The organism is Paracoccus marinus (assembly GCF_007018965.1).
Taxonomy (GTDB): domain Bacteria; phylum Pseudomonadota; class Alphaproteobacteria; order Rhodobacterales; family Rhodobacteraceae; genus Paracoccus; species Paracoccus marinus.
Genome location: NZ_VJYZ01000005.1, coordinates 41067 through 67904 on the forward strand (window position 1 = coordinate 41067; position 26838 = coordinate 67904).

Here is a 26838-nt window from a genome sequence, read left to right on the forward strand (position 1 = left end):
TCCCCCGTCAGGCCGAGCGGGTCGGGCGGTCGAACACCTTGCGGCCCATCAGGCTGCCGACGAGATCCACCATCATCTTGGCCGTCTGCCCGCGTTCGTCGAGGAACGGGTTCAGCTCGACCAGGTCGAGCGAGGTCATCAGCCCGCTTTCGTGGATCAGCTCGCAGACCAGATGCGCCTCGCGGAAGGTCGCGCCGCCCGGGACCGTGGTGCCGACCGCGGGCGCGATGGACGGGTCGAGAAAGTCCACGTCGAGGCTGACGTGGAGAAGCCCGTTCGCCGCCCGCACCTGGTCCAGGAACGCGCGCATAGGGACGGCAAAGCCGAACTCATCCAGCACCCGCATGTCGTTGACGGTGATGTCGGACGCCTCCAGCGCGGCGTGTTCCGCCGGGTCCACGCTGCGGATGCCGAACAGGCAGATGTTGCGTTCCGGCACCGGGGCGGGAAAGGCCGGGAAGTGGTCGAAGCCCGCGCGCCCGGCAAGATAGGCCAGCGGCGTTCCGTGCAGGTTCCCCGATTGCGTCGTCACCGGCGTGTGGATGTCGGAATGGGCGTCGAGCCACAGGACGAACAGCGGCCGCCCGATGCCTCGCGCGTGCGCGGCCACGCCCGACACGCTGCCCAGCGACAGCGAATGGTCGCCGCCGAGGAAGATCGGCAGCCCCGTCGCGCAGGCGTCCCGTCCCGCGAGCGCCAGTTCGCGGGACCAGCCCAGCGTTTCGGACAGGTGGTGGACGGCCGGGTTCGCGGCCGTTTCGGATCCGAGCTCGCCCGGGCCGACGTCGCCCCGGTCCTCGACCGTGTGGCCAAGCGCGGCCAAAGTGTCGCCCAGCCGCGCCACTCGGTAGGCCGCCGGGCCCATCAGGCAGCCGGGGCGTTGCTGGCCGCTGTCCACCGGCGCGCCGATCAGGATGCAATGGGTCATGTGTCCGCCTACCCTTGTTTTTCGGGCCATCGTTGCCGCGCGCAACTTGCGTCCCGGGGTCGGGATCGTCAACCGGGACGCTGCACCAGCGCCAGTCCCGCGGTCACGATCAGCGCGACCCCCGACAGCAGCAGCAGCCCCAGCGCGACGCGGCGGATCGTCAGCGTCGTGACCGGCGGCGGAAAGCGGCGCGCGGCCCAGGTGCCGATGCCGGTCGCCGCCATCGCGCCCGCCCCGGCGACCAGGGTCAGGCGGTCGAGGCTTTGGTCCAGGGCGGAAAGCCCCAGCCGCCACGCCTGCGTCACCACGAAAAAGCTGACCAGCGTCACCCGCACCGCCTGCAGGGGCAGGGGCTGGCGGTAGAGCAGCCAGATGATCGGCGGGCCGGAGGTCGCGAACAGCCCGCCCATGATCCCGCCCGCGCCGCCCGCCGCCAGAAACGCCCCGCGTCCCGACCGGCGCGGCCATGGCTGCGGCTTGCCCACCAGCTGCAGCGCCGCCGCCGTGACGAACACGCCAAGGATCAGCCGCAGCCAGTTCAGCGCGCCCGTGGCCATCAGGCCGAGAAGCCAGTACCCCAGCGCGATCGTCGGCAGCGCGCCCAGCAGGGCCGCGACCAGCGCCGGCCGGTCCGCCGCGCGGTGGTCGCGCGACAGCACCATGGCGCCGTTCAGCAGCACCAGCATCGACACGATCTGCGCCGTGGCCTGCACCGGCAGCAGGTGAAACAGCGTCGCGCCGCTGACGACGATCAGCCCCAGCGCAAAGCCGGTCAGCGTCTGCGTCCACGCCCCCGCCGCCGCCAGCAGCCAGAACGCGGCAAGCTGAAGCCAGCCGGGATCAGCCATTCCGGCGATCGGTTGCCATCAGTCGCGCACGCCCTTGAACCGCTCCTGCCACTCCTCGCGCGCCTCGTCGCTGATCTTGGCGAACATCACCTCGGGCACCTCGAAGGCGTGACCGGGGGGCAGGGCGCGCAGCGCGGCGTCCGCGTCGTCGGGCCAGCTGCGGTCGTCGGTTTTCATCGCGGCCAGCATCGTGTCGGACGCGAACGGGATGAACGGCTGCGACAGCACGGCGTAAAGCCGGATCAGGTTCAGCCCCAGCCGGACCTGCATTGCGGCGCGCGTCTCGTCGGTCTTGAAGGTGGACCACGGCGCCGCCGATTGCAGGTATTCGTTCCCCAGAACCCAGATCGCGCGCAGCTCGGCCGAGGCCTTGCGGATCTCCATCGCTTCCATGAAGCCCGCATAGGCGCGGATGCGGACCGAAAGGGCGTCGATCAGCGCCGTCTCCTCGGGGCCGTAGTCGCCGCCCTCGGGCACCACCTCGCCGAACTTCGAGCGGCAGAACTTGGTGATCCGGCTGACGAAGTTGCCCAGAACGTCGGCCAGGTCCTTGTTCACCGAGGTCTGGAAGTTATCCCAGGTGAACTCGGCGTCCGACCCCTCGGGCGCGTGGGACAGAAGCCACCAGCGCCAGTAGTCGGCGGGCAGGATCGACAGCGCCTGGTCCATGAACACGCCGCGCCCCTGGCTGGTCGAGAACTGGCCGCCGTCATAGGTGAGATAGTTGAACGACTTGATGTAATCGACCAGCTTCCACGGCTCGCCCGACCCGAGGATCGTCGCGGGGAAGCTGAGCGTGTGGAAGGGCACGTTGTCCTTGCCCATGAACTGGGTGTAGCGCACGTCGTCCGCGCCCTCGTCCAGCCGCCACCAGCGCAGCCAGTCGGCCGCGGGCAGGCCGCGCGCGTCGGCCCATTCGGCGGTCGCGGCGATGTATTCGATGGGTGCGTCGAACCAGACGTAGAAGACCTTCCCTTCCATCCCCGGCCAGGGCTCGTCGCCCTTGCGGACCGGGATCCCCCAGTCGAGGTCGCGGGTGATGCCGCGGTCGCGCAGCCCGTCGCCGTCGTTGAGCCACTTCTTCGCGATCGAGGTCGTCAGGATCGGCCAGTCCGCCTTGCCGTCGATCCAGTCCGACAGCTCGCCCCTGAGCGCGGACTGGCGCAGATACAGGTGCTTGGTCTCGCGCACCTCGAGATCGCTGGAACCGGAGATCGCGCTGTGCGGGTTGATGAGGTCGGTCGGGTCCAGCTGCTTGGTGCAGTTCTCGCACTGGTCGCCCCGCGCCTTGTCGTAGCCGCAGTTGGGGCAGGTGCCCTCGATATAGCGGTCTGGCAGGAAGCGGCCGTCGGCGTTGGAATAGACCTGCCGCTCGCTCACCTCGGCGATCAGGCCGTTCTCGGCCAGCCTGCCCGCGAAATGCTGCGTCAGGCGGTGGTTTTGCGGGCTGGACGAGCGGCCGAAATGGTCGAAGGACAGCCCGAAGCGGCGGGCGATGTCGGCCTGAACCTCGTGCATTTGCGCGCAGAACACGTCGACCGGAAGCCCGGCCTTGGCGGCGGCGAGTTCCGCTGGGGTGCCGTGTTCGTCGGTGGCGCAGACGAACATCACCTCGGCCCCGCGCGCGCGCTGGTAGCGGGCGAACAGGTCTGCGGGCAGCTGGCTGCCGATCAGGTTCCCCAGGTGCTTGATGCCGTTGATGTAGGGGATCGCGGAGGTGATGAGGTGGCGGGTCATGGATCTGTCCTGTGGGTCGCGGACTATCTATCCAACGACCGTGGGCAATTCCAGAGCGGGGCCGACAGCCCGAACGGTGCGCCAGTCAGTCCCGACCGGCGTCCGGATGACGGCGGGTGAACACCGCGCGCTGCGCGTCGAAAGCGCGGCGGAACGCCGGGCGCGCCTCGCCCCGCCGGACGTAGGCCGCGAGCGTCGGATGATCGGCCAGGATCGCCGAGCCGTTCAGCCGCCGCAGCACCATCACCATCATCAGGTCGCCCGCGCTGAAGTCCCCGTCCAGCCAGTCGGCGTCGCCCAGCCGGAGCGAAAGCTCGCCCAGGCGGGTGCGGATGCGCTTTTCCACAAGTGCCATGTGTTCGGCCTGCCACGGCTGGTCGGCTTCCAGGTATTCCGCCGCCTCATGCTCGACGATCGGCGGCTCGACCGTGTTCAGCGCGGCGAAGATCCAGCCGATGGCGCGGGCGCGCGCGGCGTCGTTTGTGGGCAGCAGGCCGGGATGCGTGTCCGCGATCCGCAGGACGATCGCGCCGGATTCGAACAGCGCCAGATCGTCTTCCTCGTAGGTCGGGATCTGGCCAAAGGGATGCAGCGCCAGATGCGCGGGTTCCTTCATCGCCGCGAATGAGACGAGGCGGACGTCGTAGGGCTGCCCCACCTCCTCGAACGCCCAGCGGACGCGCATGTCGCGGGCTTGGCCCTGACCCTCGTCGGGCGAATCCTCGAAGGCGGTGATGATCGGGGTCATGGCAGCGCTCCCTTTGCCGGGAAGGATCGCCCGACCACGGCGGGTGCTGTCAAGTGCGCGCCGCGCGGTTGGTCGGTCCAAGCTGGTTCGGGCGACGCGAAAGACCGCCCGCAGGCGGCCCTCGTTCGTTCGTCGGGGCCTTAGCGCGCCGGTTGCTGATCGGCCGCCTTGCTGCGGCGATGCCGGTCGAAACCGCGCAAGAACTCTGCCACGGCCTCGCGATTTTCCGGCGCCTGCAAATGGCGCGTGATTTCGTCGGGCGAAAGTTTCATCAGGTGAAATCGCAGGAACAGATGCTCGGCGAATCGCTGGCTCACCGTCGAAAGCACCAACCTGAGTTGCGCGAGCATGTCGTCGCCCCGATGCGAGGCGTGCATCAGCGCGGTCGGTTTCTCGACGATCTCGTCGCGGGACACCAGCCAGTCGATGGCGTTTTTCAGACCGCCCGGGATTGCCCGCGCGTATTCCGGGCTGGCGATGATGACGCCGTCGCTGCGCCCGACCATGTCAGCGAATTTGCCGACCGCAACCGGCAGCGCGCCCGTTTCCAGATCCGGGGAAAAGACCGGCAGATCGCCCAAGCCGGCCAGCACGGTCACCTCATGCTGGGGCGCGGCCATGGCGGCCACCGCCCGCAGCATCGCCGTGTTGGTCGAAGCTGCCCGTCCGCTGCCCGAGATGGCGAGGATGTTCATGCCTCGTCCGCCGGGCCTGATCCGGCGTGCTTAGCGACGGCGGTCGCGGCGGGCGCTCATCGGCTGGAAGGCGACGCCGACATGCGCCTCGCAATAGGGTTTGCCGGCTTGGCTCGGAAGTCCGCAGAACCAGAACTTGTCGGTCGCGGGATCGCCGATCGGCCATTTGCAGGTGCGCTCGGTCAGCTCCATCAGCGTCAGCTTGCGCGCCTTCTTCTCGACCTCGCGGACCGAGGCGAGCGCCTCGGGCGAGATCTCGTTGGCGGACGGCTGCGGCGGCAGCGGCTGGCCGGCGGGGACGATCGGTCGGCGGGACGGGTTGAAGGCGCGGGCGGGCGCGTCTGCCCCGTCGCTGGCACCGTCGCTGTCGTCGGCGTCCGCCTCGATCCGGTCGGGGCCGGTTGCCGGGTCGTCGCGTTCATCCGGTTCCTCGACCGCGGGATCGGGCCGGTCGAAATCGGGCCGGTCGGAATCGGGCATGGGTTCCGGCTGCGGGTCGGGCTCGACCGGGGCCGGGCGGCCGGGGTTGGCCGCGGCGGCGTCGGGGCGTGAGGGGCGGTTCGCGGCGGCCTTGCCGCGCGCGGTGGACGGCGCGGCGGCCGACGCGGGGGCGCTCGCCTGCTGTTCGGCCGCGGAAGCGGCGGCCACGGGCGCCTCGCCCCCTTCGGTGCGGTTCGACAGGCCCAGCCGGTGCACCTTGCCGATCACCGCGTTGCGGGTCACGCCGCCCAGGTCCTTGGCGATCTGGCTGGCCGACAGGCCCTCGGCCCACATGCGTTTCAGGGTCTCGACGCGTTCATCCGTCCAGGACATGGATAGCCTTCCTTGGTGACCGGGCCGGACCGCACGGGCTTGCGCATCCGCCGGGGGCCGTCTTTAAACCGGGATGCTTGGGAATAAGCCCTGAACCCCCGGATTTCAAGGATGACGCGCAAGATGACCCGGCAATCGACCGACCTGGATCACGAACTGAGGGGCGAGATGGGGGTGCGCCGTTTCGGGCGCGTCAACTGGCTGGGCCTGCGGACGCTGATCGGGCGCGAGGTGCGGCGGTTCATGGCCGTCTGGCAGCAAACGATCTTTGCGCCGCTGATCACGGCGGGGCTGTTCATCGTCGTGTTCGTCCTGGCGCTGGGCCGCGACCGGGGCGAGGTGATGGGCATGCCCTACGTCGCCTTCCTGGGTCCGGGCATCCTGATGATGACGGTGATCCAGAACGCCTTCGCCAACAGCTCGTCGTCGATGATCGCGGCCAAGATGCAGGGCAACATCGTCGATACGCTGATGCCGCCCCTGTCGGCGGGCGAGATCCTGGCGGGTTATCTTGCCGGTTCGGTGATCCGGGCGGGGCTGGTGGCGCTGGTCATCGCGCTGGGGCTGGCGCTGACGCTGGGGCTGGTACCCGCGCGGCCGCTATGGGCCGTGGCCTTCATCGTGCTGGGCTCGCTCTTCATGGGCGGGCTGGGGCTGCTGGCCGGGATCATCGCGCAAAAGTTCGACCAGATGGCGGCGATCACCAACTTTATCGTGACGCCGCTGTCGTATCTGTCGGGCACGTTCTATTCGGTCGAGGCGCTGCCCGAGCCGTTCCGCACCCTGTCGCACTGGAACCCGATCTTCTACCTGATCGACGGCCTGCGCTACGGCTTCGCCGGCGCCAGCGACGCGCCGCCGCTGCGGGGGCTGGTGGTCTGCGCCTGCGCGGCGCTGCTGGTCAACTGGCTCGGCTGGCGCTGGCTCAAGACCGGCTACCGGATGAAACCCTGACGCAGGCCTCAGGGGGCCTTGATCATCAAGAGCCAGGCCCGGCCGTGGCCGCGCCAGCCTTCCTTGACCATCGGCCGGCGGTCGGTGACCGCGTAGCCCAGCCGCTCGTAAAGCCGCCGCGCGCCGGGGTTGCCGTCCGACACGATCACGCTCATCCCGCGCGGCCCGGCCGTTTCCTCGGCCGAGGCGAGGAGCGCGCGCCCGACGCCCCGTCGCCGGAACGCCGAGGCGGTCGCGAGGATGTTGACGTAGCCGGTGCCGGCGGCCTCGTTTTCCAGCTGCTGCAGGGGCACGAACATGGGGGGCAGGTCGCCGGGCAGGGTCTCGGTCGGGGTCGCGGTTGGGGTCGCGGGCGGGTCGGGCAGTCGGCAGGCGTAGCAGCAGCCGGCGGGCCGGCCGTCGAACTCTGCCACCCGCGCGTGGCGCCAGGACACGGTCGCGGTCTCGCCCTCAACACGCGCAAGGCCGACCTCGGCCGGGATTTGCCCCGGCTGCGCCAGCCGCGCCCACAGGTAGGACGGCAGCCCTTCGCCCGCCGCGTCGATCAGGGGAACCAGGAAACGGGCGTCGTCCTGCGTGGCAGGCCGGACCGTGATCCGGGGCATCAGCGAGGTCGGGGTGGCCGGACCGGGGGACATGGCGGCGAGACTAGCACGCGGCCGGTGGGGCGTCGAACAGTGTAAAAGGACAGGTCGGGGGGCGGGCGCAGGCGCGGTCGGTCGCCGCCCGATCCCTCGCCCGTCAGGCGGGCTGCGCGGCCCCGTCGGGCGCGCCGACCCACCCGTCGCCGCGGGTCCAGAAGCGCCACAGAAGCAGCGCCGCCGCCGCCGACAGACCCGCGACCAGCCCAGCCCACAGCCCCTGCGGGCCCATGCCCACCGGGAACGCCAGCACATAGGCGGCGGGAATCCCGATCAGCCAGTAGCTCACCATCGTCAGCAAAAGCGGCACCCGCGTGTCCTGCACCCCGCGCAGAAGGCCAAGCGTCACCACCTGCATCGCGTCCACGACCTGGAACGCGCCGGCATAGATCATCAGCGACGCGGCCAGCGCGACGATGGCGGGCGCGGCTGGATCGCTGTCGGCAAGGTAGAACCCGGTCAGCGTCCGCGGCAGCAGGATGAACATGGCCATCGTCAGCACCGCGAAGGCGAGCGACAGCACCAGCGCGGCCTTGGCCCCGCTGCGCAGCGACAGCGCGTCGCCCGCGCCCCTGGCCGCGCCCACGCGGATGGTGGCCGCGTTCGACAGGCCGATATGGACCATGAAGGTCAGCGACGCGATCTGCAGCGCGATCCCGTGTGCCGCCAGCGCCTCGGGACCGAACCAGCCCATCATCAGGTTCGAGCCGGTGAACATCGCGATCTCGGCGACCGTGGTCAGCCCGATCGGCAGCCCAAGCACCAGGATGTCGCGGAACGCGGCCCAGTCGGGGCGCCAGAAATGCTTGAACAGGTGAAAGCGGCGCGCCTCGGGCAGGCGGGCGGCGAACAGCGCCAGCGCGGCCAGCTGGATCCAGTTCACGCTCATCGAGGCGATGGCCGCGCCCATGATCCCCCAGGCGGGGAACGGGCCGGGGCCGAAGATCAGCAGCCAGTTGAACAGCACGTTCAGCGGCACGCCCGCCAGCGTGATCCACATCACGACGTTGGCGCGGCCGAGCGCGGCGAGATAGCTGTTGAGCGTCATCCCGCACAGCACGGCGGGCGTGGCGAAGGCCATGACCAGCAGCCATTCCTGCGCGAGCGCCGCCAACCTTGGCTCTTGACCCAGCGCCACAAGGATCGGGCCCGACGCCCACATGATCGGCGCCGACAGCGCCGCGTGCAGGATCGACAGCCACAGGGCCATCCGCGTGGACCGGCGCACATCGGTGTCGTCGTCGCGCGCAAGCGCCGTCGCCACCCGCGCCATCAGCCCCATCGCGTAGCCGCTGCCCGCCATGAACAGGATGAAGAAAAGCGAGGTCGCCAGCACCAGAGCCGCCAGCGCATCGACACCCAGCCGCGCGACCATCAGCGTGTCGGTGACGCCGATGGCCATGCGCGCGAGATGGCTGCCGATGAGCGGCAGGGCGAGCGCGAGCGTGGGCAGGAAATGGGGGCGGATGCGGTCCATGCGGGTTCCTTTGCATGGGGCCGTCGGCGGCCGCAAGGTGCCGCGTGACGCGGCGGCAGGGTTGTGCCGGACGGCGCTGCGGCCGGGCGGTCGGCTGGGGAGGGGGCGCGATACGCTCGTGCCGGGTTCTGGTCGACCGGCCGCCGGATCGTGCGGGCAGGCCCGCGCCCGGGTCAGTCCAGCGTCGCGGGCAGGGTCAGCCCCCGCAGGATTTCGGCCGCGGGCATGGGGCGCTTGCCTTGCCGCTGCGCCTGCATCACCTCGATCGCGCCGTCGCCGCAGGCGATGGTGAAGCCTTCGAGAACCTGCCCCGGCGTGTGGGCGGCAGACCCGACCGCGCCGGTATCGGCAAGCCGGGAACGCAGCAGCTTCACCCGCTCGCCCGCGATCTCGCACCACGCGCCGGGAAAGGGCGACAGCCCGCGGATCAACCTGTCCACCTGCGCCGCGGGCAGGGTCCAGTCGATCCGCGCCTCGGCCTTGTCGATCTTGGCGGCGTAGGTCACGCCCGCGTCGGGCTGCGGCCGCGCGGCAAGGGGCAGGCGCGCCAGCGTGTCCACGATCAGCGCCGCGCCCATCGCGGCCAGCCGGTCGTGCAGGTCGCCTGTAGTGTCCTCGGGGCCGATCGGGGTCCTCGCCTCGGCCAGGACCGGGCCGGTGTCCAGCCCCGCCTCCATCTGCATGATGGCTGTGCCGGTTTCCGCGTCGCCCGTCATCACCGCCCGGTGGATCGGCGCCGCCCCGCGCCAGCGCGGCAGGATCGAGGCGTGGATGTTGAGGCAGCCGAGCCGCGGCGCGTCCAGCACCGGCTGCGGCAGGATCAGGCCATAGGCCACGACCACGGCCACGTCCGCGCCAAGCGCCGCGAACGCCGCCTGCTCGTCGGCGCCGCGCAGGCGTTCGGGGGTGCGGACGGCGATCCCCAGCGCCTCGGCCGCGTCCTGCACGGGCGATGGGCGCGGCTTTTGGCCCCGGCCCGCGGCGCGCGGGGGCTGGGAATAGACGGCCACGACCTGATGCGCGGCGGCGATGGCCTTGAGCGCCGGCACCGAAAACGCGGGCGTCCCCATGAAAACGACACGCATCGCGGCCCCCTTTGCGGATGTTTCGACAGACGGATAGCGCCGGGCGGCGGGGTGAGACAGCGGATAGTTGCGGATGCGCGGCGGCCCGCCCCCTGTTGCCTTCCTTCAGCGCCGCGACAGCTTGGACGACTTCGCGACCAGCATCCGCCGCTTCAGCGCCGACAGGTGGTCCACATAGACGCGCCCGTTCAGGTGGTCGATCTGGTGCTGGACGCTGGTGGCCCACAGACCGACGAAGTCGCGGTCCTCGACCTCGCCCCGGTCGTTCAGGAACCGCACGGTGACGGCGCGCGGGCGCTCGATCACGGCCGAGACGCCGGGCAGGTTCGGGCTCGCCTCGTCATGGGCGCGCATCCGGGCGGAGGCGTGCAGCACCTCGGGGTTGGCCATCCGCACGACCTCGCCCCGCCGGTCCGAGGCGTCCACGACCGCGAGCCGCAGCATGACCCCGATCTGGGGCGCGGCAAGGCCCACGCCGGGCATCGCCTCCATCGTGTGGACCATGTCGTCCCAGACCGCGCGCACGGCGTCGGTGATCGCACCCACCGGCTCGGCCGCGCTGTGCAGGCGGCGGTCGTCGTAGGGGATGAAGGGGCGGACCGCCACGCGATCAGCGACCCGGCCGGTCGGGTGCCGAAGCCGGGTTGGGCCGGTCCGTCGCGTCGGCCGCGTCCACGATCAGGATGCCGTCGAGATGATCGTATTCGTGCTGCGCGATGCGGGCGGCGTCGCCCGACAGGTCGGCCTCGTGCGCCGCGCCGACCAGGTCGAACCAGCGCATCCGCACCTCGACGGGGCGCGACATCTCGACCGGGCGGTCGGGGATCGACAGGCACTGCTCACGCACGACCGCCGAGGTGTCCGAGCGCCACAGGACTTGCGGGTCCAGCATCACGACGGGCGCGGGCGCGCCGGATTTCCATTGCGGGTCCATGACGAACATCCGCACCGCCCGGCCCACCTGCGGGGCGGCAAGGCCGCGACCCCGGGCGTCGTACATCGTCGCCAGCAGGTCGGCCGCCAGACGCTCGCGCTCAGCCGGCGCGACCAGCGCGGCGGCCGTGCAGGGCGCGCGCAGCCCCGGGTCGGGATGGGTCAGGATCGCTCGGATCGTGCCACCGACAGGCGGCGGCGGGGGCACGCGCTCACGCTCAGGCACGGTCGCGGTCCAGTTCGCGCTTCAACTTGACCATCTTGCGGGTGATCATCTGCCGCTTCATGGGGCCGACATGGTCGATGAACAGCTTGCCGTTCAGGTGGTCCAGCTCGTGCTGCGCGCAGGTGGACCAAAGCCCGTCGAAATCGCGTTCCTGCGTCTTGCCGTCGAGCCCGGTCCAGCGCATCCGAACCTCGGTCGGGCGGACCACCTCGGCGTAGATGTCGGGAAACGACAGGCAGCCTTCCTCGAAGATCCGCGTGGTCTCGGACAGGCTGACGATCTCGGGGTTGACCATGACCAGGGGCGCGGCGCTGCGGTCGGGATCCTTGCTGCAATCCATCACGAACATCCGCTGCAGGACGCCCAGCTGCGGCGCGGCAAGGCCCACGCCCGGCGCCTGGTACATCGTGGCCAGCATGTCGGCCGCCAGCGTCTCGAGCTCGGGCGTGATCCGCACGACCGGCTCGCAGCGTTTCTTGAGGCGTGGATCGGGGTGAAGGATGATGTGTCGAAGTGTCATCCGCGCCGTGTAGGCGATGGCTTTCCGCCGCGCAACAGATCGCTATGCTGCGCGCGAAATCGCAACCGGGGACAACGCTGATGGCCGATATCGACTTCGACACGCTGATCGACCGCCGCGGCACGATGTGCAGCAAATGGGACGACATGGGGGCCCTGTTCGGCATCGACGAGCCCGACGCGCTGGCGATGTGGGTCGCGGACATGGACTTCAAGGCGCCCGAGGCGGTCCGCCGCGCGCTCGAGGAAACGGTTGCCTGCGGGATCTACGGCTATCCGGGGCAGAACCTGCCCTATCTCGACGCGATCCGCTGGTGGATGGAGAACCGTCACGGCTGGCAGATCCAGCGCGACGACATCCTGTCGGTGCACGGGCTGGTCAACGGGACCGCGCTGGCGATCGACGCCTATACCAATCCCGGCGACGGCGTGATCCTGATGACGCCGGTCTATCACGCCTTCGCCCGCGTGATCCGCGCCGCCGGGCGCGAGGTCGTGGAACTGCCGCTGGCGCAGGTCGACGGGCAGTACATGATGGACTGGGACGGCTGGGCCGCGCGCCTGACCGGGCGCGAGCGGATGCTGATCCTGTGTTCGCCCCACAACCCCGGCGGCCGGGTCTGGTCGGCCGACGAACTGCGCCGCGTCGCCGACTTCTGCCGCGAGCGTGACATCGTGCTGGTGTCGGACGAGATCCACCACGACCTCGTCCTGCCGGGCGCGCCCGTGCACACGCCGACGGCGGTCGCAGCACCCGACATCGCCGACCGGCTCGTCACGCTGACGTCCGCGACCAAGACCTTCAACATCGCGGGCGCCCATGTCGGCAACGCGATCATCACCGACCCGGTGCTGCGCGACCGCTACAAGGCGCGGATGATGGCGCTCGGCATCTCGCCCGGTCTGTTCGGGCTGCCGATGGTGACCGCCGCCTATTCGCCCGAGGGGGCCGAATGGGTGGACGCGCTGCGCGTCTATGTCAGCAAGAACGCCCGCATCTTCGACGACGCGCTGGCGCGGATCCCCGGCGCCAAGTCGATGAAGCTGCAATCGACCTATCTCGCCTGGGTCGATTTCAGCGGCATGGGCCTGTCCGCCGAGGACCTGCACCGCCGGGTCGAGGGGCAGGCGCGGATCGCGGCCAACCACGGCGAAAGCTTCGGTCTGGGCGGCGAGTGCTGGATGCGGTTCAACCTTGCCACGCCGAGCGCGCGGATCCACGAGGCGGTGGCCCGGCTGCGCGACGCGTTCAAGGACCTGCAGTGACGACCGCCGGGCCGGACGCGCCGCGCGGGAGCGCGGGCGGACGGATGGCATCGGCAGCGTGCGCGGCCGCGGGAATGGCGGCGGGCAAGGCGCGCGGCTGATGTTCGCGCGGCTCTTTTCCGCGCTATCGATCGCGGCCGTCCTTGCCGGCGCGTTCGTCGCGTGGGCGCCGGAACGGGCCCGCCTGCCGGCACCCCTGCCGCCCGCCATCCCGACCCCGGCGCTACCCCCACCGCTGCCGCCGGCCACGCGCCTGCCGCTGCCCCGCATCCCGTTTCCCGACCTGCACTGGCCGCGCTTTCCCCGTCCGGCACCCGCGCCCGAGCCGAAGATCGCAAGCCCGATCCAGCGCATCCTGGTGGAAAAGGCGGCCCGCCGCATGACCGTCTGGCAGGCCGTTGGGCCCAGCAAGGTCTATCCGATCGCGCTGGGGTTCGCGCCCGATGGCGACAAGTCGCGCCAGGGCGACGGCCGCACCCCCGAGGGCGTGTTCCGGATCGACCGGCTGAACGACCGCAGCGCCTATCACCTGTCGCTGGGGCTGGACTATCCCCAGCCGCAGCACCGCGCGGCGGCGCGCAGGCTGGGACAGGACCCCGGCGGTGACATCATGATCCACGGCCAGCCGAACCAGCTTCCCGACGGCACCCGCGTGCCCGGCGACTGGACCGCGGGCTGCATCGCCGTGACCGACGCGCAGATCGAGGAACTGTTCGCCCACACCGGCATCGGCACCGAGGTCGAGATCAGGCCCTGAGTCGGGACCGGGGCGCGGACCTTGAAGGCGCGGGGCCCGGCGTGCCCCGCCGGAACCGCGTCGCCCGACGCCCCGTCGTCAGTCCAGCAGCCGTCGCAGGTAGCCGCCGTATTCGTTCTTGCCGAACAGCTTCGCCCGCGCGCGCAGGTCGTCGTCGCCGATCCAGCCCTGATCGTGCGCGATCTCGTCGGGGCTGCCCGACTGCATCCCCTGCCGCTGTTCCAGCGTGCGGACGAAGTTGCCCGCGTCGAGCAGGCTCGCATGGGTCCCGGTGTCGAGCCAGGCGTAGCCCCGGCCCATCCGCTCGACGTTCAGCCGCCCCTCGTGCAGGTAGGTTTCGAGCAGGGTGGTGATTTCCAGCTCGCCCCGCGCCGACGGCTTCACCGACCGCGCCCGCGCGGGCGCGTCGGCGTCGAGGAAGTAAAGCCCGGTCACCGCATAGTTCGACGGCGGGACCTCGGGCTTTTCGATGATCTCGACCGCCCGACCGTTGCCGTCGAACGCGACCACGCCGTAGCGTTCCGGGTCTGCCACGTGATAGCCGAAGACCGTCGCCTCGGCCCGCGCGTCCGCCTGCTGCAGCATCTCGGTCAGGCCGTGGCCGAAGAAGATGTTGTCCCCCAGGACCATCGCCGACGGCGCGCCGGCCAGGAAATCCTCGGCCAGGATATAGGCCTGCGCCAGCCCGTCGGGACGCGCCTGCACGATCCATTCGAACCGCAGCCCCCACTGGCTGCCGTCGCCCAGCAGGCGCTGGAACTGGGTCTGGTCGTCGGGGGTCGTGATGATCGCGATCTCGCGGATGCCGGCCAGCATCAGCACGCTGATCGGATAATAGATCATCGGCTTGTCGTAGATCGGCAGCAGCTGCTTCGACACGCCCATGGTGATCGGATAAAGCCGCGTGCCCGAGCCGCCGGCCAGGATGATGCCCTTCCGCTGGGCGGGACTAGCTTGGGTCATGCGGAGAGTTCCTCGATCACGGGTTTCAGGCTGTCGCGCCAGTCGGGGCGCGGAATGTCGAAGTCGCGGGTAATGGCCGCGCAGTGCAGGCGCGAGTTCAGCGGCCTGCGCGCGGGCGTGGGATAGTCGGCGGACGGGATGTCGGCCACCTCGGGCGAAAGCCCGGACTGCGCGAAGATCTCGCGCGCGAATTCGGCCCAGCTGACGTCGGGCGCGCCCGCGAAGTGGTAGATGCCGCCCTTTGCAGGATCGTCCGCCATCGCCCGGGCCATCGTCAGCACCGCCCGCGCGATGTCGGCGGCGGCGGTCGGCCCGCCGATCTGGTCCGCGACGACCGTCAGGCGCGGCCGTTCCGCGCCGAGCCGCCGCATCGTCTTGACGAAGTTCGCGCCGTGGGCCGAGAAAACCCAGCTGGTCCGCAGCACGGCCCACTGCCCGCCGGCGGCGGCGATCGCCCGCTCGCCCTCCAGCTTGGTCGCACCATAGACGCCCAGCGGCCCCGTCTCCGCATCCTCGGCGCGGGGCTGGTCGCCCGAGCCGTCGAACACGTAATCGGTCGAGATGTGGACGAACGGCACGCCCAGTTCCGCGCAGGCCGCGGCCATGGCGCCCGGCGCGTCGGCGTTCACCAGCCGCGCGGCCGCCTGGTCGGATTCTGCCTTGTCAACGGCGGTATAGGCGGCGGCGTTGATGACCGCGCGCGGACGGGCGTCACGGATCAGCGCGGCGCAGGCCGCAGGGTCGGTCAGGTCGGCCTCGTCCCGTCCCGCGAACCGCGCGTCCGGCGCGATCCGCGCCAGTTCCAGCGCGACCTGCCCGGTCTTGCCAAAGATCAGCAGCCCGTCCATCCGTCAGGCGGTTCCAAGCCGCTTGCCCACGCCCTCGCGGTCCAGCAGCGGCTGCCACCAGTCCTCGTTGGCGAGATACCATTCGACCGTGCGCCGCAACCCTTCCTCGACCGTGACCGAGGGGCGCCAGCCCAGTTCCGTGCGGATCCGGGTCGGGTCGATGGCGTAGCGGCGGTCGTGGCCGGGACGGTCGGTCACGAAGGTGATGAGCCGGTCGTGCGGCGCGTTGTCCGGGCGCAGGTCGTCCAGATGCGCGCAGATCGTGCGGACGAGGTCGATGTTCCTGGCCTCGTTCTCGCCGCCGATGTTGTAGCTGCGCCCGTTTTCGCCCTTTTCCAGGCACAGAAGCAGCGCGTCGGCGTGATCCTCGACGTAAAGCCAGTCGCGCACGTTGCCGCCGTCGCCGTAGACCGGGATCGGCTGGCCCGCCAGCGCGCGCAGGATCACCACCGGCACCAGCTTCTCGGGGAAGTGGTAGGGGCCGTAGTTGTTCGAGCAGTTGGTCAGCACGACCGGCAGGCCATAGGTCTCGTGCCAAGCGCGGACTAGGTGGTCGGACGCGGCCTTGGACGCCGAATAGGGGCTGCGCGGATCGTAGGGCGTGTCCTCGGTGAACTGCCCGGTCTCGCCCAGCGATCCGAACACCTCGTCGGTCGAGATGTGGTGGAAGCGGAATCCCTCGGGCTTGCCCGCGTTCGTCCAGTAGGCGCGGGCGGCTTCCAGCATGTTGTAGGTGCCGTTGACGTTCGTCTCGACAAACGCGCCGGGGCCGTCGATCGAGCGGTCCACGTGGCTTTCGGCGGCAAGGTGCATCACCGCGTCGGGCCGGTGCCGGGCAAAGATGCGGTCCAGCGCCGCACGGTCGCGGATGTCGGCATGTTCGAACGCATAGCCCGGGCTGTTTCCCACCGGCGCCACGTTCGCCGCGTTCGCGGCATAGGTCATCGCGTCCAGGTTCACGACCTCGTGCCCCCGCGCCACCGCAAGCCGCACCACGGCAGAGCCGATGAAGCCCGCCCCGCCAGTCACCAGAATCTTCATGCGTCGTTCCCTGAGGTGGGCTTGAAGGGGGATTGCCAGTCGTCGAACGGCGTCGCCGCCCGGTCCTTGTCGGACAGGACCGGGTCGGCCACGCCCCAGTCGATGTCCACGCTGTCCCAGCGCACCGCCCCGTCGGCGCCCTGGTCGTAGTAGTCGGTGCACTTGTAGACGATCTCGGTGTCGTCCTCGCGCGTGACGAAGCCGTGCAGGAACCCCGCCGGCACCCACAGCTGTCGCCCGTTCTCGGCGCTAAGCTCAACGCCCACGGCGCGGCCGTAGGTCGGGCTGCCCTCGCGCGCGTCGACGGCCACGTCGAACAGCCGGCCCCGGCCGCAGCGGACCAGCTTGCCCTGCGCGTGCGGCGGCGCCTGGTAATGCAGGCCGCGCAGCGTGCCCGCACGCGCCGAAAGCGAATGGTTGTCCTGCACGAAATCAGGCAGGGTCACGCCCGCCTTTTCCAGCGTGCGGCGGTTCCAGCTTTCGGAAAAGAAGCCGCGCGCGTCCCCGTGCCGGGCAGGGGTCAGGATCAGCACGCCGGAAAGCGCCGTTTCTTCGATCTGCATGGGCCACGCCGCCTTGTTTCGGTCGCGCCGTCATTGCCACTAAACTGCCGCGGCGAAAAGCCCCAGCCGCTTGGCAAGGTTACCGGTCAGGGGCTAAGGCCGGGGCGTCAGGCGAGGTGAACGATGCGGATCGTGGGTGGCAGGCTGCGCGGGCTGAAGCTCGCCGAGGTGGGCGAGGGCGACCCGTCGGCGCATCTGCGCCCGACGACCGACCGCGTGCGCGAGGCGATGTTCAACCTGATCGAGAACAGCGCGGGCATTCCGCTGGACGGCGCGCGCGTCCTCGACCTGTTCGCTGGCACCGGCGCGCTGGGGCTCGAGGCGCTGTCGCGCGGCGCCGCCCGTGTGGCCTTCGTGGACGACGGCGCGGCGGCGCGGGCGCTGTTGCGCGCGAACGTCGAAAAGGCGCGGGCGATGGGCGTGACCGACATCTGGCGGCGGGATGCCACCAATCTCGGCCCGAACCGCGGCCCGGGCTACGACGTGGTGTTCCTCGACCCGCCCTATGGCCAGCGCCTGGGCGAGGCCGCGCTCGGCTCGGCCATCACGGGCGGCTGGCTCGCCCCCGGCGCCCTGATCGCGTGGGAAGAGGATACCGCCCCGGTCTCCCCGCCCGGCATGGCGCAGATCGACCAGCGCCGCTATGGCGGCACGCTCGTGACGCTGCTTCGCGCGGCTGGGTGAGCGCGCTTCTTCTTTGGAAAAGTATCCCGGGGTCCGGGGCAGCGCCCCGGTCGTGACGGATCCGCGTCGCAGGTGCTACGCTGCACATCGACACCGCCGCACTGGAGCCTGCCATGCATCCGCTACTGCCGCTGTTCGCCCTGACCCTGCTTGCCGCCTGCGCGGGCGCCGGGCCTGCAACCGCCCCCGACATTCGCGCCGTACAGGAAGCCGCCTGCACCGCCGCCATCGCCGCTCATGTCGGCCGACCCGCAGCCGAGGTTACCTCGCGCTGGATCGGCAACGCGACGGGCGGCATAGCGGCTGGCGGCAGAGCGGCTGGCGGCAATTCGGCGGGCGGCGGCGCGACCGTCGAGGCGATCGACGGCAACCGCCGCCATCTCTGCCAGGTCGATGCCTCGGGCCGCGTCCAAGGCTATTCGCACCCGCGCTGACGCGCCTACCCCTTGGGCCGGAACGCCTGCACCCGGCCGGCGTCCGTCTCGATCCGCGCGGCCCCGATCAGGTCAAGGCAGTAGGGCACGGCCGCGAACACCGCATCAAGGCAGGTGCCGATCGCCGCGGGCTTGCCCGGAAGAGTAATCATCAGACAGGCGTCGCGGATGCCGGCGGTCTGGCGCGACAGGATCGCGGTCGGCACCCCTTCGGCGAGGCTGGCGCGGCGCATTTCCTCGCCGAAGCCGGGCAGTTCCTTCTGGATGACGTCGGCCAGCGCCTCGGGCGTCTCGTCACGCGGCGCGGGGCCGGTGCCGCCGGTTATGAGGATCAGGTCCGCGCCGTCGCCGTCGGCCAGCTGGCGCAGGGTGGCCGCCAGCCCCTCGCGCCCGTCGGGGACGATCTGGCGGGCGATCTCGACGGCCGAGGTCACGACGCCGCGCAGCCACGCCTCGGCCGCGGGACCGCCCTTGTCCTCGTATTCGCCCCGGCTCGCGCGGTCCGATACGGTGACGATCGCGATGCGGGCGGTGGTGCGCTGGGGATCGGACATGAACAGGCTCCTTGAGGGACGGGCCATCCTGCCGGGGAACGATGCCGAAGGGAACCGACGAAAAAGGCCCGCGCGCGGCGGGCCTTGGGTTCGCGTTGCCGGTGGCCGGTTCAGCCGCGACGGTTGCGCTGCGCGACCAGCTTCAGCCGCAGCGCGTTCAGGCGGATGAAGCCCGCTGCGTCCTTCTGGTCGTAGGCGCCGGCGTCGTCCTCGAAGGTGACGTGCGCTTCGGAATAGAGCGACTGTTCCGACCAGCGCCCGACGCAGGACACCGACCCCTTGTAGAGCTTCAACCGCACCGTGCCCGAGACGTGTTCCTGGCTCTTGTCGATCAGCGCCTGCAGCATCTCGCGTTCGGGGCTGAACCAGAAGCCGTTGTAGATCAGTTCCGCATAGCGCGGCATCAGGCTGTCCTTGAGATGGCCCGAACCCGCGTCCAGCGTGATCTGCTCGATCCCGCGATGCGCTTCCAGCAGGACAGTGCCGCCGGGCGTCTCGTAGATGCCGCGCGACTTCATGCCGACGAAGCGGTTCTCGACAAAGTCCAGCCGGCCGATGCCGTGCTTGCCGCCAAGCTCGTTCAGCGCCGTCAGCAGCGTCGCGGGCGACATCGCCGAGCCGTTGATGGCGGTCGCGTCGCCGCGCTCGAAGGTAATTTCCACGTATTCGGGCGTGTCCGGCGCGTCCTCGGGGTCGACGGTGCGCTGATAGACATAGTCGGGCGCCTCGTCGGCGGGGTTTTCCAGCGCCTTGCCTTCGGACGAGGTGTGCAGCAGGTTCGCGTCCACGCTGAACGGCGCCTCGCCGCGCTTGTCCTTGGCGATCGGGATCTGGTTCTTCTCGGCGAACTCGATCAGCCTGGTGCGGCTGGTCAGGTCCCACAGCCGCCACGGCGCGATCACCTTGATCGACGGGTCCAGCGCATAGGCCGACAGCTCGAACCGGACCTGGTCGTTGCCCTTGCCGGTGGCGCCGTGGGCCACGGCGTCGGCGCCGTGCTGGTGCGCCAGCTCGACCAGGCGCTTGGCGATCAGCGGCCGCGCGATCGAGGTGCCGAGCAGATAAAGACCTTCATACAGGGCGTTGGCGCGGAACATCGGAAAGACGTAGTCGCGCACGAACTCTTCGCGGACATCCTCGATATGGATGTTCTCGGGCTTGATCCCCAGCAGCTCGGCCTTGGCCCGCGCCGGCTCCAGTTCCTCGCCCTGGCCCAGATCGGCGGTGAAGGTCACCACCTCGCAGCCGTATTCGGTCTGCAGCCACTTCAGGATGATCGACGTGTCGAGCCCCCCGGAATAGGCAAGAACGACTTTCTTCGGCGCGTCAGCGTTCATCTGGCGAAGGCCCTTTGTGCATGTGATTTTCGCGGGATAGTGCGAAAGGCGGGGTGCGACAAGGGATTCCGCCCCGCGGATTTCCCGCCGCTTGCCAAACGGGTCCGCGTGCGCGATGGCAGCAGCCATGACCGAGTTCACAGATACCGTCGCCCGCGCCGAATCCGCCATCCGGGCGCTGTTCGACCCGACCCCGCTGCAACGCAACGACCACCTGTCGGCGCGGCACGGCGCCGACATCTGGCTGAAGCGCGAGGACCTGACGCCGGTCCGCAGCTACAAGCTGCGCGGCGCGTTCAACGCAATGCGCCTGTCGGGCGGGGCCGAGGGCGCGCATTTCGTCTGCGCGAGCGCGGGCAACCACGCGCAGGGCGTGGCATTCGCCTGCCGCCATTTCGGGGCGCGCGGCACGATCTTCATGCCGGTGACGACGCCCCAGCAGAAGATCGCCAAGACCAGCATCTTCGGCGGCGATGCGGTGCGTATCGTGCTGACCGGCGACTATTTCGACCACACGCTGAAGGCCGCGCAGGACTTCGCGGCGGCCGAAGGGGCGGTGTTCCTGTCGCCCTTCGACGACCCCCGCGTGATCGAGGGGCAGGCCACCGTCGCGCAAGAGATCGTGGCGCAGCTGGGCGACGCGGGTCCCCCCGACCTCGTGGTGCTGCCGGTGGGCGGCGGTGGCCTTGCCGCCGGCGTGACCCGCTGGATGGCCGACGCCGCGCCCGCCACACGCTTCGCCTTTGCCGAGCCTGCGGGCGGGGCGAGCCTGCTGGCCGCGCTGAACGCCGGCCACCCCGTTGCCCTGCCGCGCGTGGACAGCTTCGTCGATGGCGCGGCCGTCGCGCGGCTGGGCGACCTGCCGTTCCGGGCACTTGCAAGATTTTCGCCGGACCAGGTCCACCTCGCGCCCGAGGACCGGATCAGCGCCACCATGCTTGACATGCTGAACGTCGAGGGGATCGTGCTGGAACCCGCAGGCGCGCTGGCGATCGACGTGCTGGGCGATCTGGCCGATGCGGGCCTGCTCGCCGGGCGGCGCGTCGTCTGCGTCTGTTCGGGCGGCAACTTCGATTTCGAGCGGCTGCCCGAGGTCAAGGAACGCGCGCAGCGGTTCCGGGGCCTCAAGCGTTACTACATCCTGCGGATGCCGCAGCGGCCCGGCGCGCTGCGCGAGTTCCTGACGCTGCTCGGTCCCGACGACGACATCGCGCGGTTCGAGTATCTGAAGAAATCCGCGCGCAACTTCGGCTCGGTCCTGATCGGGATCGAGACGTCGGCGCCCGACAACCTGACCGCGCTGTCGGACCGGCTGGCGCGGGCGGGCTTTGACTGGCGCGACATCACCGGCGACACGGTGCTGGCCGAGTTCCTCGTCTGAGCCCTGGCCCCGCGCGGCGCTTAACCCCGGCTTTACCGCCGGCTGCTAACCCTTGGCGCATGACGCAGCCGAATCGATTGCAGCCTTTGCGGGACCCCTTGGCGACCGACGCGATCCGGCGTCAGTCGCGTCGCGTGGTGCTGCTGGTCGATGACAGCCGCAGCTTCAGCGATCTGCTGGCGCTGCAGCTGCGGCAGGCGGGCTACGTGGTTAAGCAGGCCGGATCGGGCGAACGGGCGCTTGCCATGTGCGCTGAGGCGCGGCCCGATATCCTGCTGACCGACTGGGAAATGCCGGGCATGTCGGGGCTGGACCTGTGCCGCGCCTTTCGCCAGCTGCCCGCGACCAGCTACGGCTACGTGATCCTGCTGACCGGTCGCCGGGCCGAGGGCGATGCGATCCACGCGCTGTCGGCGGGCGCGGACGACTTCCTGACCAAGCCCGCGAACCGGGGCGAGCTGCTGGCGCGGATGGCCGTGGGCGAGCGCGTGCTGTCCATGCAGGAACGCCTGATGGCCACCAACGCCCGGCTGCAATCGGCGCTGGACGAACTGCACCACACCCAGGACGAGATGGAGGCGGACCTGCGCGAGGCGCGCAAGATCCAGCAGGGGCTGGTGCGCGAACGGCAGGCGCGGATCGGCGGGTTCGACCTGTCGCTGCTGATGCGGCCGGCGGGGCATCTGGGCGGCGACCTGGTGGGTTTCCGCCCGGCCGGTCCGGGGCGGTTCGCGGCCTATGCCATCGACGTGTCGGGCAGCGGCGTGACCGCGGCGCTGCTGACCGCGCGGCTGGCCGCGCATCTGTCGGGCGCGGACGCCGAACTGCCGGGGCGCGGGATCCTGCCCGGGCCGCGGCAGGTGGTCCACGGCCTCAACCGCCTGATGATCGAGGAGGTGCGGTCGGACGCCTATCTCACAATGATCCACGCAGATATCGACACCGAAAGCGGCCGGATGCGGCTGGTGCAGGCGGGCCATCCGCACCCGATGCTTCAGCGCGCGGACGGCCATGTGGAGCCGGTGGGGACCGGGGGCTTGCCGGTCGGCATCTTCCCCGACGCCGAGTTCGAGGAAATCGAGCTGACGCTGTCGCCCGGCGAGCGACTGTTCATCGCCTCGGACGGCGTGACCGAGGCCGCGACCCCGCAGGGTGAGCAGCTTGGCGACGAGGGGCTGATCGCCGTGATGCGGACCAACGCGCCGCTGCGGGGGGCGGTGTTCCTTGAATCGCTCTGCTGGTCGCTGTCCGAGTTCAGCGGCGGCAGCCGCATGGACGACATGTCCGCCGTGCTGCTTGAGTTCGGGCCAGAGGCGAAGCCCTCCGCGTAAAGCGGGCGATGCCTGTCGCGTAAGGCGCGGATCGGGGTCGTCAACGAAAACGGCGGCCCGCTGCATCGCAGGGGCCGCCGTGTCATCAGGTGAAAGGACCGCGTCCTAGATCACGAGGACCTGCGTGCCGACGTTGGTCAGCCCGAACAGTTCCTTGATATGCTCGTTGTACAGCCCGATGCAGCCGTTCGACGACTTGCGGCCGATCTTGCGCGTGTCGTGGGTCCCGTGGATCCGGTAGTACTGCCAGCTGAGCCACAGCGCGTGGGTCCCCAGCGGGTTGTCGGGGCCGGGGCCGACGAAGTCCGGCCAGTCGGGGTTGCGTTTCTTCATCTCGGGCGTGGGCGACCAGGACGGGCCCTCGACCTTCTTGATGATCTCGGTCCGGCCGCGGCGGGTCAGGTCTTCGCTGACGGGGATCGAGGTCGGGTACATGCGGAACACCGACTCGTCCTCGGACCAGTAGGTGAGCGCGCGCGAGGTCAGGTCCACCAGCACCGCGCCGTTCGTCAGCGAGGTGAAGTAGGGGCGCCAGTCCGCGTGCATGCGGAAGCTGGAAATGTTGCGGCGGCTGTCCTGCGAGCTGTCGAACTGGACCACGCCCGCGTCGGGGGTCGCGCCCGCGGCGGGCGCGCCTTGCAGCGGCTGGCCGGTATAGGGGTCAAAGGCGGGCGCGGCGCCGCCGCCGGCCTGCAGGGGCTGGCCGGTATAGGGGTCGAACGCCTGCGCGAACGCCGGCGCGGCGAGCCCCGCCGTCCCGACGCCAAGCGCCGCGCCTGAGGCTAGAAAGGTCCGCCGGCTGAGGGAAGATGCCGGTTTCGTGGTCATTGCGCCGCTCCTCATGTCTGGCCGGTCTGTGCCGGCCCTGTAGATGGCAGATCTGGGGTCGATGTGGCGGGCAGCCTGGCTGTCCTCGCGTTCCGCATATGGTGTGGCGACGGCGGCAGGCAATTCACCAGAGCGTCATCTGCCGCGCTGTTGCACGCTTGCACAGGTGCGGCGCCGCAACGTCCGCGCGCGGCGCCCGCGCCTCACGCATTATTGCCTTTCGGGCCACCCGCGCGCTGGTCTATCTGCACCGGAAAACACGAACAGACAGACGCCGGCACGCCAGCCGGCACGTCAACCGACACGAGGGACCCCGATGACCAAGCTTCCGTTCCTGGCCCTGGCCGTCATGCTTGCGCTGGCCGCCTGCCAGCCCGCTCCGCAGGCCACGCTCGGCCCCGACGGAAAGCCGATCCCTGTCGCCTACCGCATCACGCCCCAGGAAGAGGCGCAGATCCCCGTCCGCCTGCTGGGGCAGGTCAACATCCTGCGCGCGCAGTCGGGGCTTGGCCCGCTCGCGCTCAGCCCGCAACTGAGCGCCGCGTCGGCCGCCCACGCCCGCGACATGGCGGCGCAGAACCGCGCCTGGCATTTCGGGTCGGACGGATCGTCGCCCCTGGACCGCGCCAAGCGGCAGGGCTATTTCGGCGCGCTGATCGGCGAGAACATCTCGGAAACCTATGAGAACGAGATTTCGACCCTGTCGGCGTGGATGCAGGCCCGCGACACCCGCGACGTCATCATGGACCCGGCCGCGACGCAGCTGGGCATCGGCTGGCTGCAGGAACCGACGAACAAGATCTGGTGGGCGCTGAACATCGGCAGCTGATCCCGGACGGCCGCCGGGCACCCGGCGGCCGATCCGTTTCCGCCGCCAGAGCGGACGGGTCGCCACCGGCGACCGCACGCCCGCTACCCCCGCTGCCTTTCAGTCAGGGACCAGCATGTAGCCCGCCCCGCGCACCGTCTGCAGATAGCGGGGCTCGCGCGGGTCGCGTTCCAGCTTGCGGCGCAGCCGCGTCATCTGCACGTCGATCGCACGTTCCGAGTTCTCGCCGCCCTCGTCCGGGCTGCGGCCCAGATCCTCGATCAGCTGCGCGCGGCTGACCGGCTCGCCCGGCGTCTCGGCCAGGCGTCGCAACAGCGTCTGTTCGCTGCCGGTCAGGCGCACGTGGGTGTCGCCGTGCATCAGCTCGCCCTTGGCGGTGTCGTAGCGCAGCTGCCCCAGCGACATGAAATGCGGCAGCCGGGTTTCGGGGGCGGGCGCGCGGCGCAGGATCGCGGCGATCCTGAGCAGCAGTTCGCGCGGCTCGAAAGGCTTCGGCAGATAATCGTCGGCGCCCGATTCCAGTCCCTCGATCCGGTCCGCGGTCTCGCCTTTGGCGGTCAGCAGCAGGATCGGCGTCTGCATCCGGCGGCGCAGGTCGCGGGTCAGCGAGAACCCGTCCTCGCCCGGCATCATCACGTCCACCACCAGCAGGTCGAACTCGAGCCCCGCCAGAAGCCGCCGCGCCTGGCCCGCGTCGCGCGCAGTCGTGACCAGATAGCCGCTGCGGACGAGGAAGCGGCGCAGCAGCGCGCGGATGCGTTCGTCGTCGTCCACGACCATGACATGCGCTTCCGGCGCGCGGGGCGCGTCCGCGGCGCGCGGGGAGCCGCCCGCGGTGTCGGCATCGGTCATCGCCGGTCCTCGGGCAGGTCGCGGAGCGTCTGGAACTGGCGCAGGGTGTCGCGGTCCATCATCGCCTCGAGCACCTGGCGGAAGCCCGCGACCGCCTGCGGCCCGGTGGACCGGAACGCCGCCCGCATCCGCGCCCGCTGGCTTTCCGACAACCGCCGTTCCAGCGCCGCGCCCTTGTGGGTCAGGTGCAGCTCGCGCTCGCGCCGGTCGCGGCGGCCGACGCGGCTTTCGACCAGCCCGTCCTCGATCAGCGTCCTCAGCACCCGGTTCAGCGACTGCTTGGTCACGCCCAGCACATCGAGAAGCGCCGTGACCGTCAGGCCCGGATCGCGGTGGATGAAATGCATGGCCCGGTGATGGGCGCGGCCGAAACCGATCTCGTCCAGGATCAGGTCGGGGTCCGAGGTGAAGGCACGATAGGCGAAGTACATCGCCTCGATCCCGCGGCGCAGCTGTTCGTCGGTCAGGAACAAAAGCCCTTCGGCCCCGTCGGGGACCGAGCCCGCGGTGTTGCCGATCGCTACCCGTCTCGACACTTGCATCGCCGTCTCCGCACATGAGCCATGCGCCTACATTATGGCAGGCTTGTTGACTTTCCAAGAATCAATCCCATAGGATCGAGCGACAAGCGCAACTTTCTGGCACCCGATGCCGACCGCGCGAAACAATCCGAAATCCAGACGAGGGCGAGATGACCGGAAGCTACGATGACCGCGACGGCAAGATCTGGTTGGATGGCGAATTGGTGGACTGGCGCGATGCCAAGGTCCACGTCCTGACCCATGCGCTGCACTACGCAAGCTCGGTGTTCGAAGGCGAGCGCTGCTACGACGGCAAGATCTTCAAGTGCCGCGAACATTCCGAGCGGCTGCTGAAGTCCGGCGAGCTGATCGACATGGAAATCCCCTACACCGCCGACCAGATCGACGCCGCCAAGCGCGCGGTACTGGACGCGAACGGCTTCACCAACGCCTATCTGCGCGTGGTCGCGTTCCGCGGCGCAGGTCCCGACATGGGCGTCGCGGCCAGCCGCAACCCGGTCCGCATGGCGGTCTGCGCGTGGGAATGGGGCAGCTACTACGGCGACGCCAAGTGGCAGGGCGCCAAGCTCGACATCGCCAAGTGGAAACGCCCCAGCCCGGAAACGATCCCCTCGGCGGCGAAGGCCGCGGGTCTTTACATGATCTGCACCATGTCCAAGCACGCGGCCGAGAAGAAAGGCTGCTCGGACGCGCTGTTCATGGACTTCCGCGGCTACGTGGCGGAAGCCACCGGCGCGAACGTGTTCTTCGTGAAAGATGGGGAAATTCACACGCCGCTCGCCGACGTGTTCCTGAACGGGCTGACGCGCCAGACCATCATCAAGATGTGCCGCGACCAGGGCCTGACGGTGCACGAGCGTCACATTCTTCCCGAGGAAGTGGCGGACTTCCAGGAATGCTTCCTGACCGGATCGGCGGCCGAGGTGACCCCGGTCGCCCAGATCGGCGAGGACTGGCATTTCCAGGTCGGCCCGACCACCCGCAAGATCGCCGAGGATTACGACGCCCTCGTGCGCGCCTGACG

At 70.1% G+C, this 26838-nt stretch carries 30 protein-coding genes; 9 read left to right on the forward strand and 21 right to left on the reverse strand.

Annotated features, from left to right (window positions below):
- Positions 1–7 precede the first annotated feature (7 nt).
- From rocF to FNF32_RS02810, 6 genes are all read right to left on the reverse strand, one after another.
- On the reverse strand, positions 8–928 hold the full coding sequence (gene rocF, locus FNF32_RS02785; RefSeq protein WP_131674475.1) for an arginase: 921 nt from the start codon (positions 926–928) through the stop codon (positions 8–10).
- A 68-nt stretch (positions 929–996) separates the two neighbouring features.
- A complete protein-coding gene (locus tag FNF32_RS02790) occupies positions 997–1776 on the reverse strand; it encodes a TSUP family transporter (RefSeq protein ID WP_131674474.1) in 780 nt (259 codons plus the stop codon).
- 18 nt (positions 1777–1794) lie between these two features.
- Positions 1795–3513: a methionine--tRNA ligase gene (gene metG / locus FNF32_RS02795; protein ID WP_131674473.1), complete on the reverse strand. Its 1719-nt coding sequence runs from the start codon at positions 3511–3513 to the stop codon at positions 1795–1797.
- Between the two features lie 85 nt (positions 3514–3598).
- Positions 3599–4261 (reverse strand): glutathione S-transferase family protein, encoded by a 663-nt coding sequence (locus FNF32_RS02800; protein ID WP_131674472.1) that lies wholly within the window; start codon positions 4259–4261, stop codon positions 3599–3601.
- Positions 4262–4401: 140 nt separating this feature from the next.
- Entirely contained in the window at positions 4402–4956 is a 555-nt protein-coding gene (locus FNF32_RS02805) for an NADPH-dependent FMN reductase (RefSeq protein WP_131674471.1), read from the reverse strand.
- Positions 4957–4986: 30 nt separating this feature from the next.
- Positions 4987–5769, reverse strand: a complete 783-nt coding sequence (locus tag FNF32_RS02810) for a GcrA family cell cycle regulator (RefSeq protein ID WP_143796466.1) — start codon at positions 5767–5769, stop codon at positions 4987–4989.
- A gap of 111 nt (positions 5770–5880) precedes the next feature.
- Here FNF32_RS02810 and FNF32_RS02815 point away from each other — a divergent pair, with 111 nt between their 5' ends.
- On the forward strand, positions 5881–6723 hold the full coding sequence (locus FNF32_RS02815; protein ID WP_425467878.1) for an ABC transporter permease: 843 nt from the start codon (positions 5881–5883) through the stop codon (positions 6721–6723).
- A gap of 8 nt (positions 6724–6731) precedes the next feature.
- On the opposite strand, the gene FNF32_RS02820 is transcribed toward FNF32_RS02815, so the two are convergent.
- The 6 genes from FNF32_RS02820 to def (FNF32_RS02845) form a co-directional block, all read right to left on the reverse strand.
- Positions 6732–7361 (reverse strand): GNAT family N-acetyltransferase, encoded by a 630-nt coding sequence (locus FNF32_RS02820; RefSeq protein WP_185961831.1) that lies wholly within the window; start codon positions 7359–7361, stop codon positions 6732–6734.
- 103 nt (positions 7362–7464) lie between these two features.
- On the reverse strand, positions 7465–8841 hold the full coding sequence (locus FNF32_RS02825) for an MATE family efflux transporter (RefSeq protein ID WP_131674923.1): 1377 nt from the start codon (positions 8839–8841) through the stop codon (positions 7465–7467).
- Positions 8842–9014: 173 nt separating this feature from the next.
- Entirely contained in the window at positions 9015–9926 is a 912-nt protein-coding gene (fmt, locus tag FNF32_RS02830; protein WP_131674922.1) for a methionyl-tRNA formyltransferase, read from the reverse strand.
- Between the two features lie 105 nt (positions 9927–10031).
- Positions 10032–10532, reverse strand: a complete 501-nt coding sequence (gene def / locus FNF32_RS02835; protein ID WP_131674921.1) for a peptide deformylase — start codon at positions 10530–10532, stop codon at positions 10032–10034.
- 4 nt (positions 10533–10536) lie between these two features.
- Positions 10537–11085: a peptide deformylase gene (locus FNF32_RS02840; RefSeq protein WP_246087649.1), complete on the reverse strand. Its 549-nt coding sequence runs from the start codon at positions 11083–11085 to the stop codon at positions 10537–10539.
- Positions 11078–11605 carry a peptide deformylase gene (gene def, locus FNF32_RS02845; RefSeq protein ID WP_131674920.1) on the reverse strand — a complete coding sequence of 176 codons (528 nt, stop codon included), beginning with the start codon at positions 11603–11605 and terminating at the stop codon, positions 11078–11080. Before def (FNF32_RS02845) ends, FNF32_RS02840 begins: the two co-directional genes overlap by 8 nt.
- Before the next feature lie 80 nt (positions 11606–11685).
- Between def (FNF32_RS02845) and FNF32_RS02850 the strand changes: the two genes are divergently transcribed.
- Both FNF32_RS02850 and FNF32_RS02855 read left to right on the forward strand, forming a co-directional pair.
- Positions 11686–12870 carry a MalY/PatB family protein gene (locus tag FNF32_RS02850; protein WP_131674919.1) on the forward strand — a complete coding sequence of 395 codons (1185 nt, stop codon included), beginning with the start codon at positions 11686–11688 and terminating at the stop codon, positions 12868–12870.
- A gap of 100 nt (positions 12871–12970) precedes the next feature.
- Positions 12971–13627, forward strand: a complete 657-nt coding sequence (locus FNF32_RS02855) for a L,D-transpeptidase family protein (protein ID WP_131674918.1) — start codon at positions 12971–12973, stop codon at positions 13625–13627.
- Positions 13628–13705: 78 nt separating this feature from the next.
- On the opposite strand, the gene rfbA is transcribed toward FNF32_RS02855, so the two are convergent.
- The 4 genes from rfbA to rfbC are packed head-to-tail and all read right to left on the reverse strand — an operon-like array spanning position 13706 to position 17042.
- Complete coding sequence (gene rfbA, locus FNF32_RS02860; protein ID WP_131674917.1) at positions 13706–14590, reverse strand: glucose-1-phosphate thymidylyltransferase RfbA; 885 nt, start codon at positions 14588–14590, stop codon at positions 13706–13708.
- Positions 14587–15438 carry a dTDP-4-dehydrorhamnose reductase gene (gene rfbD / locus FNF32_RS02865; RefSeq protein ID WP_131674916.1) on the reverse strand — a complete coding sequence of 284 codons (852 nt, stop codon included), beginning with the start codon at positions 15436–15438 and terminating at the stop codon, positions 14587–14589. Before rfbD ends, rfbA begins: the two co-directional genes overlap by 4 nt.
- Positions 15439–15441: 3 nt before the next feature.
- Positions 15442–16479, reverse strand: coding sequence for a dTDP-glucose 4,6-dehydratase (rfbB, locus tag FNF32_RS02870; RefSeq protein WP_131674915.1), 1038 nt, complete (start codon positions 16477–16479; stop codon positions 15442–15444).
- Positions 16476–17042, reverse strand: a complete 567-nt coding sequence (gene rfbC / locus FNF32_RS02875) for a dTDP-4-dehydrorhamnose 3,5-epimerase (protein WP_131674914.1) — start codon at positions 17040–17042, stop codon at positions 16476–16478. The genes rfbB and rfbC overlap by 4 nt, the downstream gene beginning before the upstream one ends.
- Before the next feature lie 123 nt (positions 17043–17165).
- On the opposite strand from rfbC, the gene rsmD reads away from it, so the two are divergent.
- A complete protein-coding gene (rsmD, locus tag FNF32_RS02880) occupies positions 17166–17726 on the forward strand; it encodes a 16S rRNA (guanine(966)-N(2))-methyltransferase RsmD (protein WP_131674913.1) in 561 nt (186 codons plus the stop codon).
- 113 nt (positions 17727–17839) lie between these two features.
- Positions 17840–18160: a hypothetical protein gene (locus FNF32_RS02885; protein ID WP_131674912.1), complete on the forward strand. Its 321-nt coding sequence runs from the start codon at positions 17840–17842 to the stop codon at positions 18158–18160.
- A gap of 5 nt (positions 18161–18165) precedes the next feature.
- Here the strand turns inward: FNF32_RS02885 and mog are convergent, their stop codons facing one another.
- On the reverse strand, positions 18166–18714 hold the full coding sequence (mog, locus tag FNF32_RS02890; RefSeq protein ID WP_131674911.1) for a molybdopterin adenylyltransferase: 549 nt from the start codon (positions 18712–18714) through the stop codon (positions 18166–18168).
- Positions 18715–18824: 110 nt separating this feature from the next.
- Positions 18825–20051, reverse strand: a complete 1227-nt coding sequence (locus FNF32_RS02895) for an argininosuccinate synthase (protein WP_131674910.1) — start codon at positions 20049–20051, stop codon at positions 18825–18827.
- A gap of 127 nt (positions 20052–20178) precedes the next feature.
- On the opposite strand from FNF32_RS02895, the gene ilvA reads away from it, so the two are divergent.
- Positions 20179–21432, forward strand: coding sequence for a threonine ammonia-lyase IlvA (ilvA, locus tag FNF32_RS02900; RefSeq protein ID WP_131674909.1), 1254 nt, complete (start codon positions 20179–20181; stop codon positions 21430–21432).
- Positions 21433–21491: 59 nt separating this feature from the next.
- Positions 21492–22763 carry a PP2C family protein-serine/threonine phosphatase gene (locus FNF32_RS02905; protein ID WP_131674908.1) on the forward strand — a complete coding sequence of 424 codons (1272 nt, stop codon included), beginning with the start codon at positions 21492–21494 and terminating at the stop codon, positions 22761–22763.
- Between the two features lie 105 nt (positions 22764–22868).
- Here the strand turns inward: FNF32_RS02905 and FNF32_RS02910 are convergent, their stop codons facing one another.
- Positions 22869–23591 (reverse strand): L,D-transpeptidase, encoded by a 723-nt coding sequence (locus FNF32_RS02910; protein ID WP_131674907.1) that lies wholly within the window; start codon positions 23589–23591, stop codon positions 22869–22871.
- Between the two features lie 316 nt (positions 23592–23907).
- Between FNF32_RS02910 and dalA the strand changes: the two genes are divergently transcribed.
- Entirely contained in the window at positions 23908–24420 is a 513-nt protein-coding gene (dalA, locus tag FNF32_RS02915) for a divisome-associated lipoprotein DalA (protein ID WP_131674906.1), read from the forward strand.
- Between the two features lie 99 nt (positions 24421–24519).
- On the opposite strand, the gene FNF32_RS02920 is transcribed toward dalA, so the two are convergent.
- Together FNF32_RS02920 and FNF32_RS02925 are read right to left on the reverse strand one after the other, a co-directional pair.
- Entirely contained in the window at positions 24520–25272 is a 753-nt protein-coding gene (locus FNF32_RS02920) for a response regulator (RefSeq protein ID WP_131674905.1), read from the reverse strand.
- On the reverse strand, positions 25269–25814 hold the full coding sequence (locus FNF32_RS02925) for a MarR family winged helix-turn-helix transcriptional regulator (protein ID WP_131674904.1): 546 nt from the start codon (positions 25812–25814) through the stop codon (positions 25269–25271). The genes FNF32_RS02920 and FNF32_RS02925 overlap by 4 nt, the downstream gene beginning before the upstream one ends.
- 149 nt (positions 25815–25963) lie before the next feature.
- Here FNF32_RS02925 and FNF32_RS02930 point away from each other — a divergent pair, with 149 nt between their 5' ends.
- Positions 25964–26836: a branched-chain amino acid aminotransferase gene (locus FNF32_RS02930; protein WP_131674903.1), complete on the forward strand. Its 873-nt coding sequence runs from the start codon at positions 25964–25966 to the stop codon at positions 26834–26836.
- Positions 26837–26838: the final 2 nt, after the last annotated feature.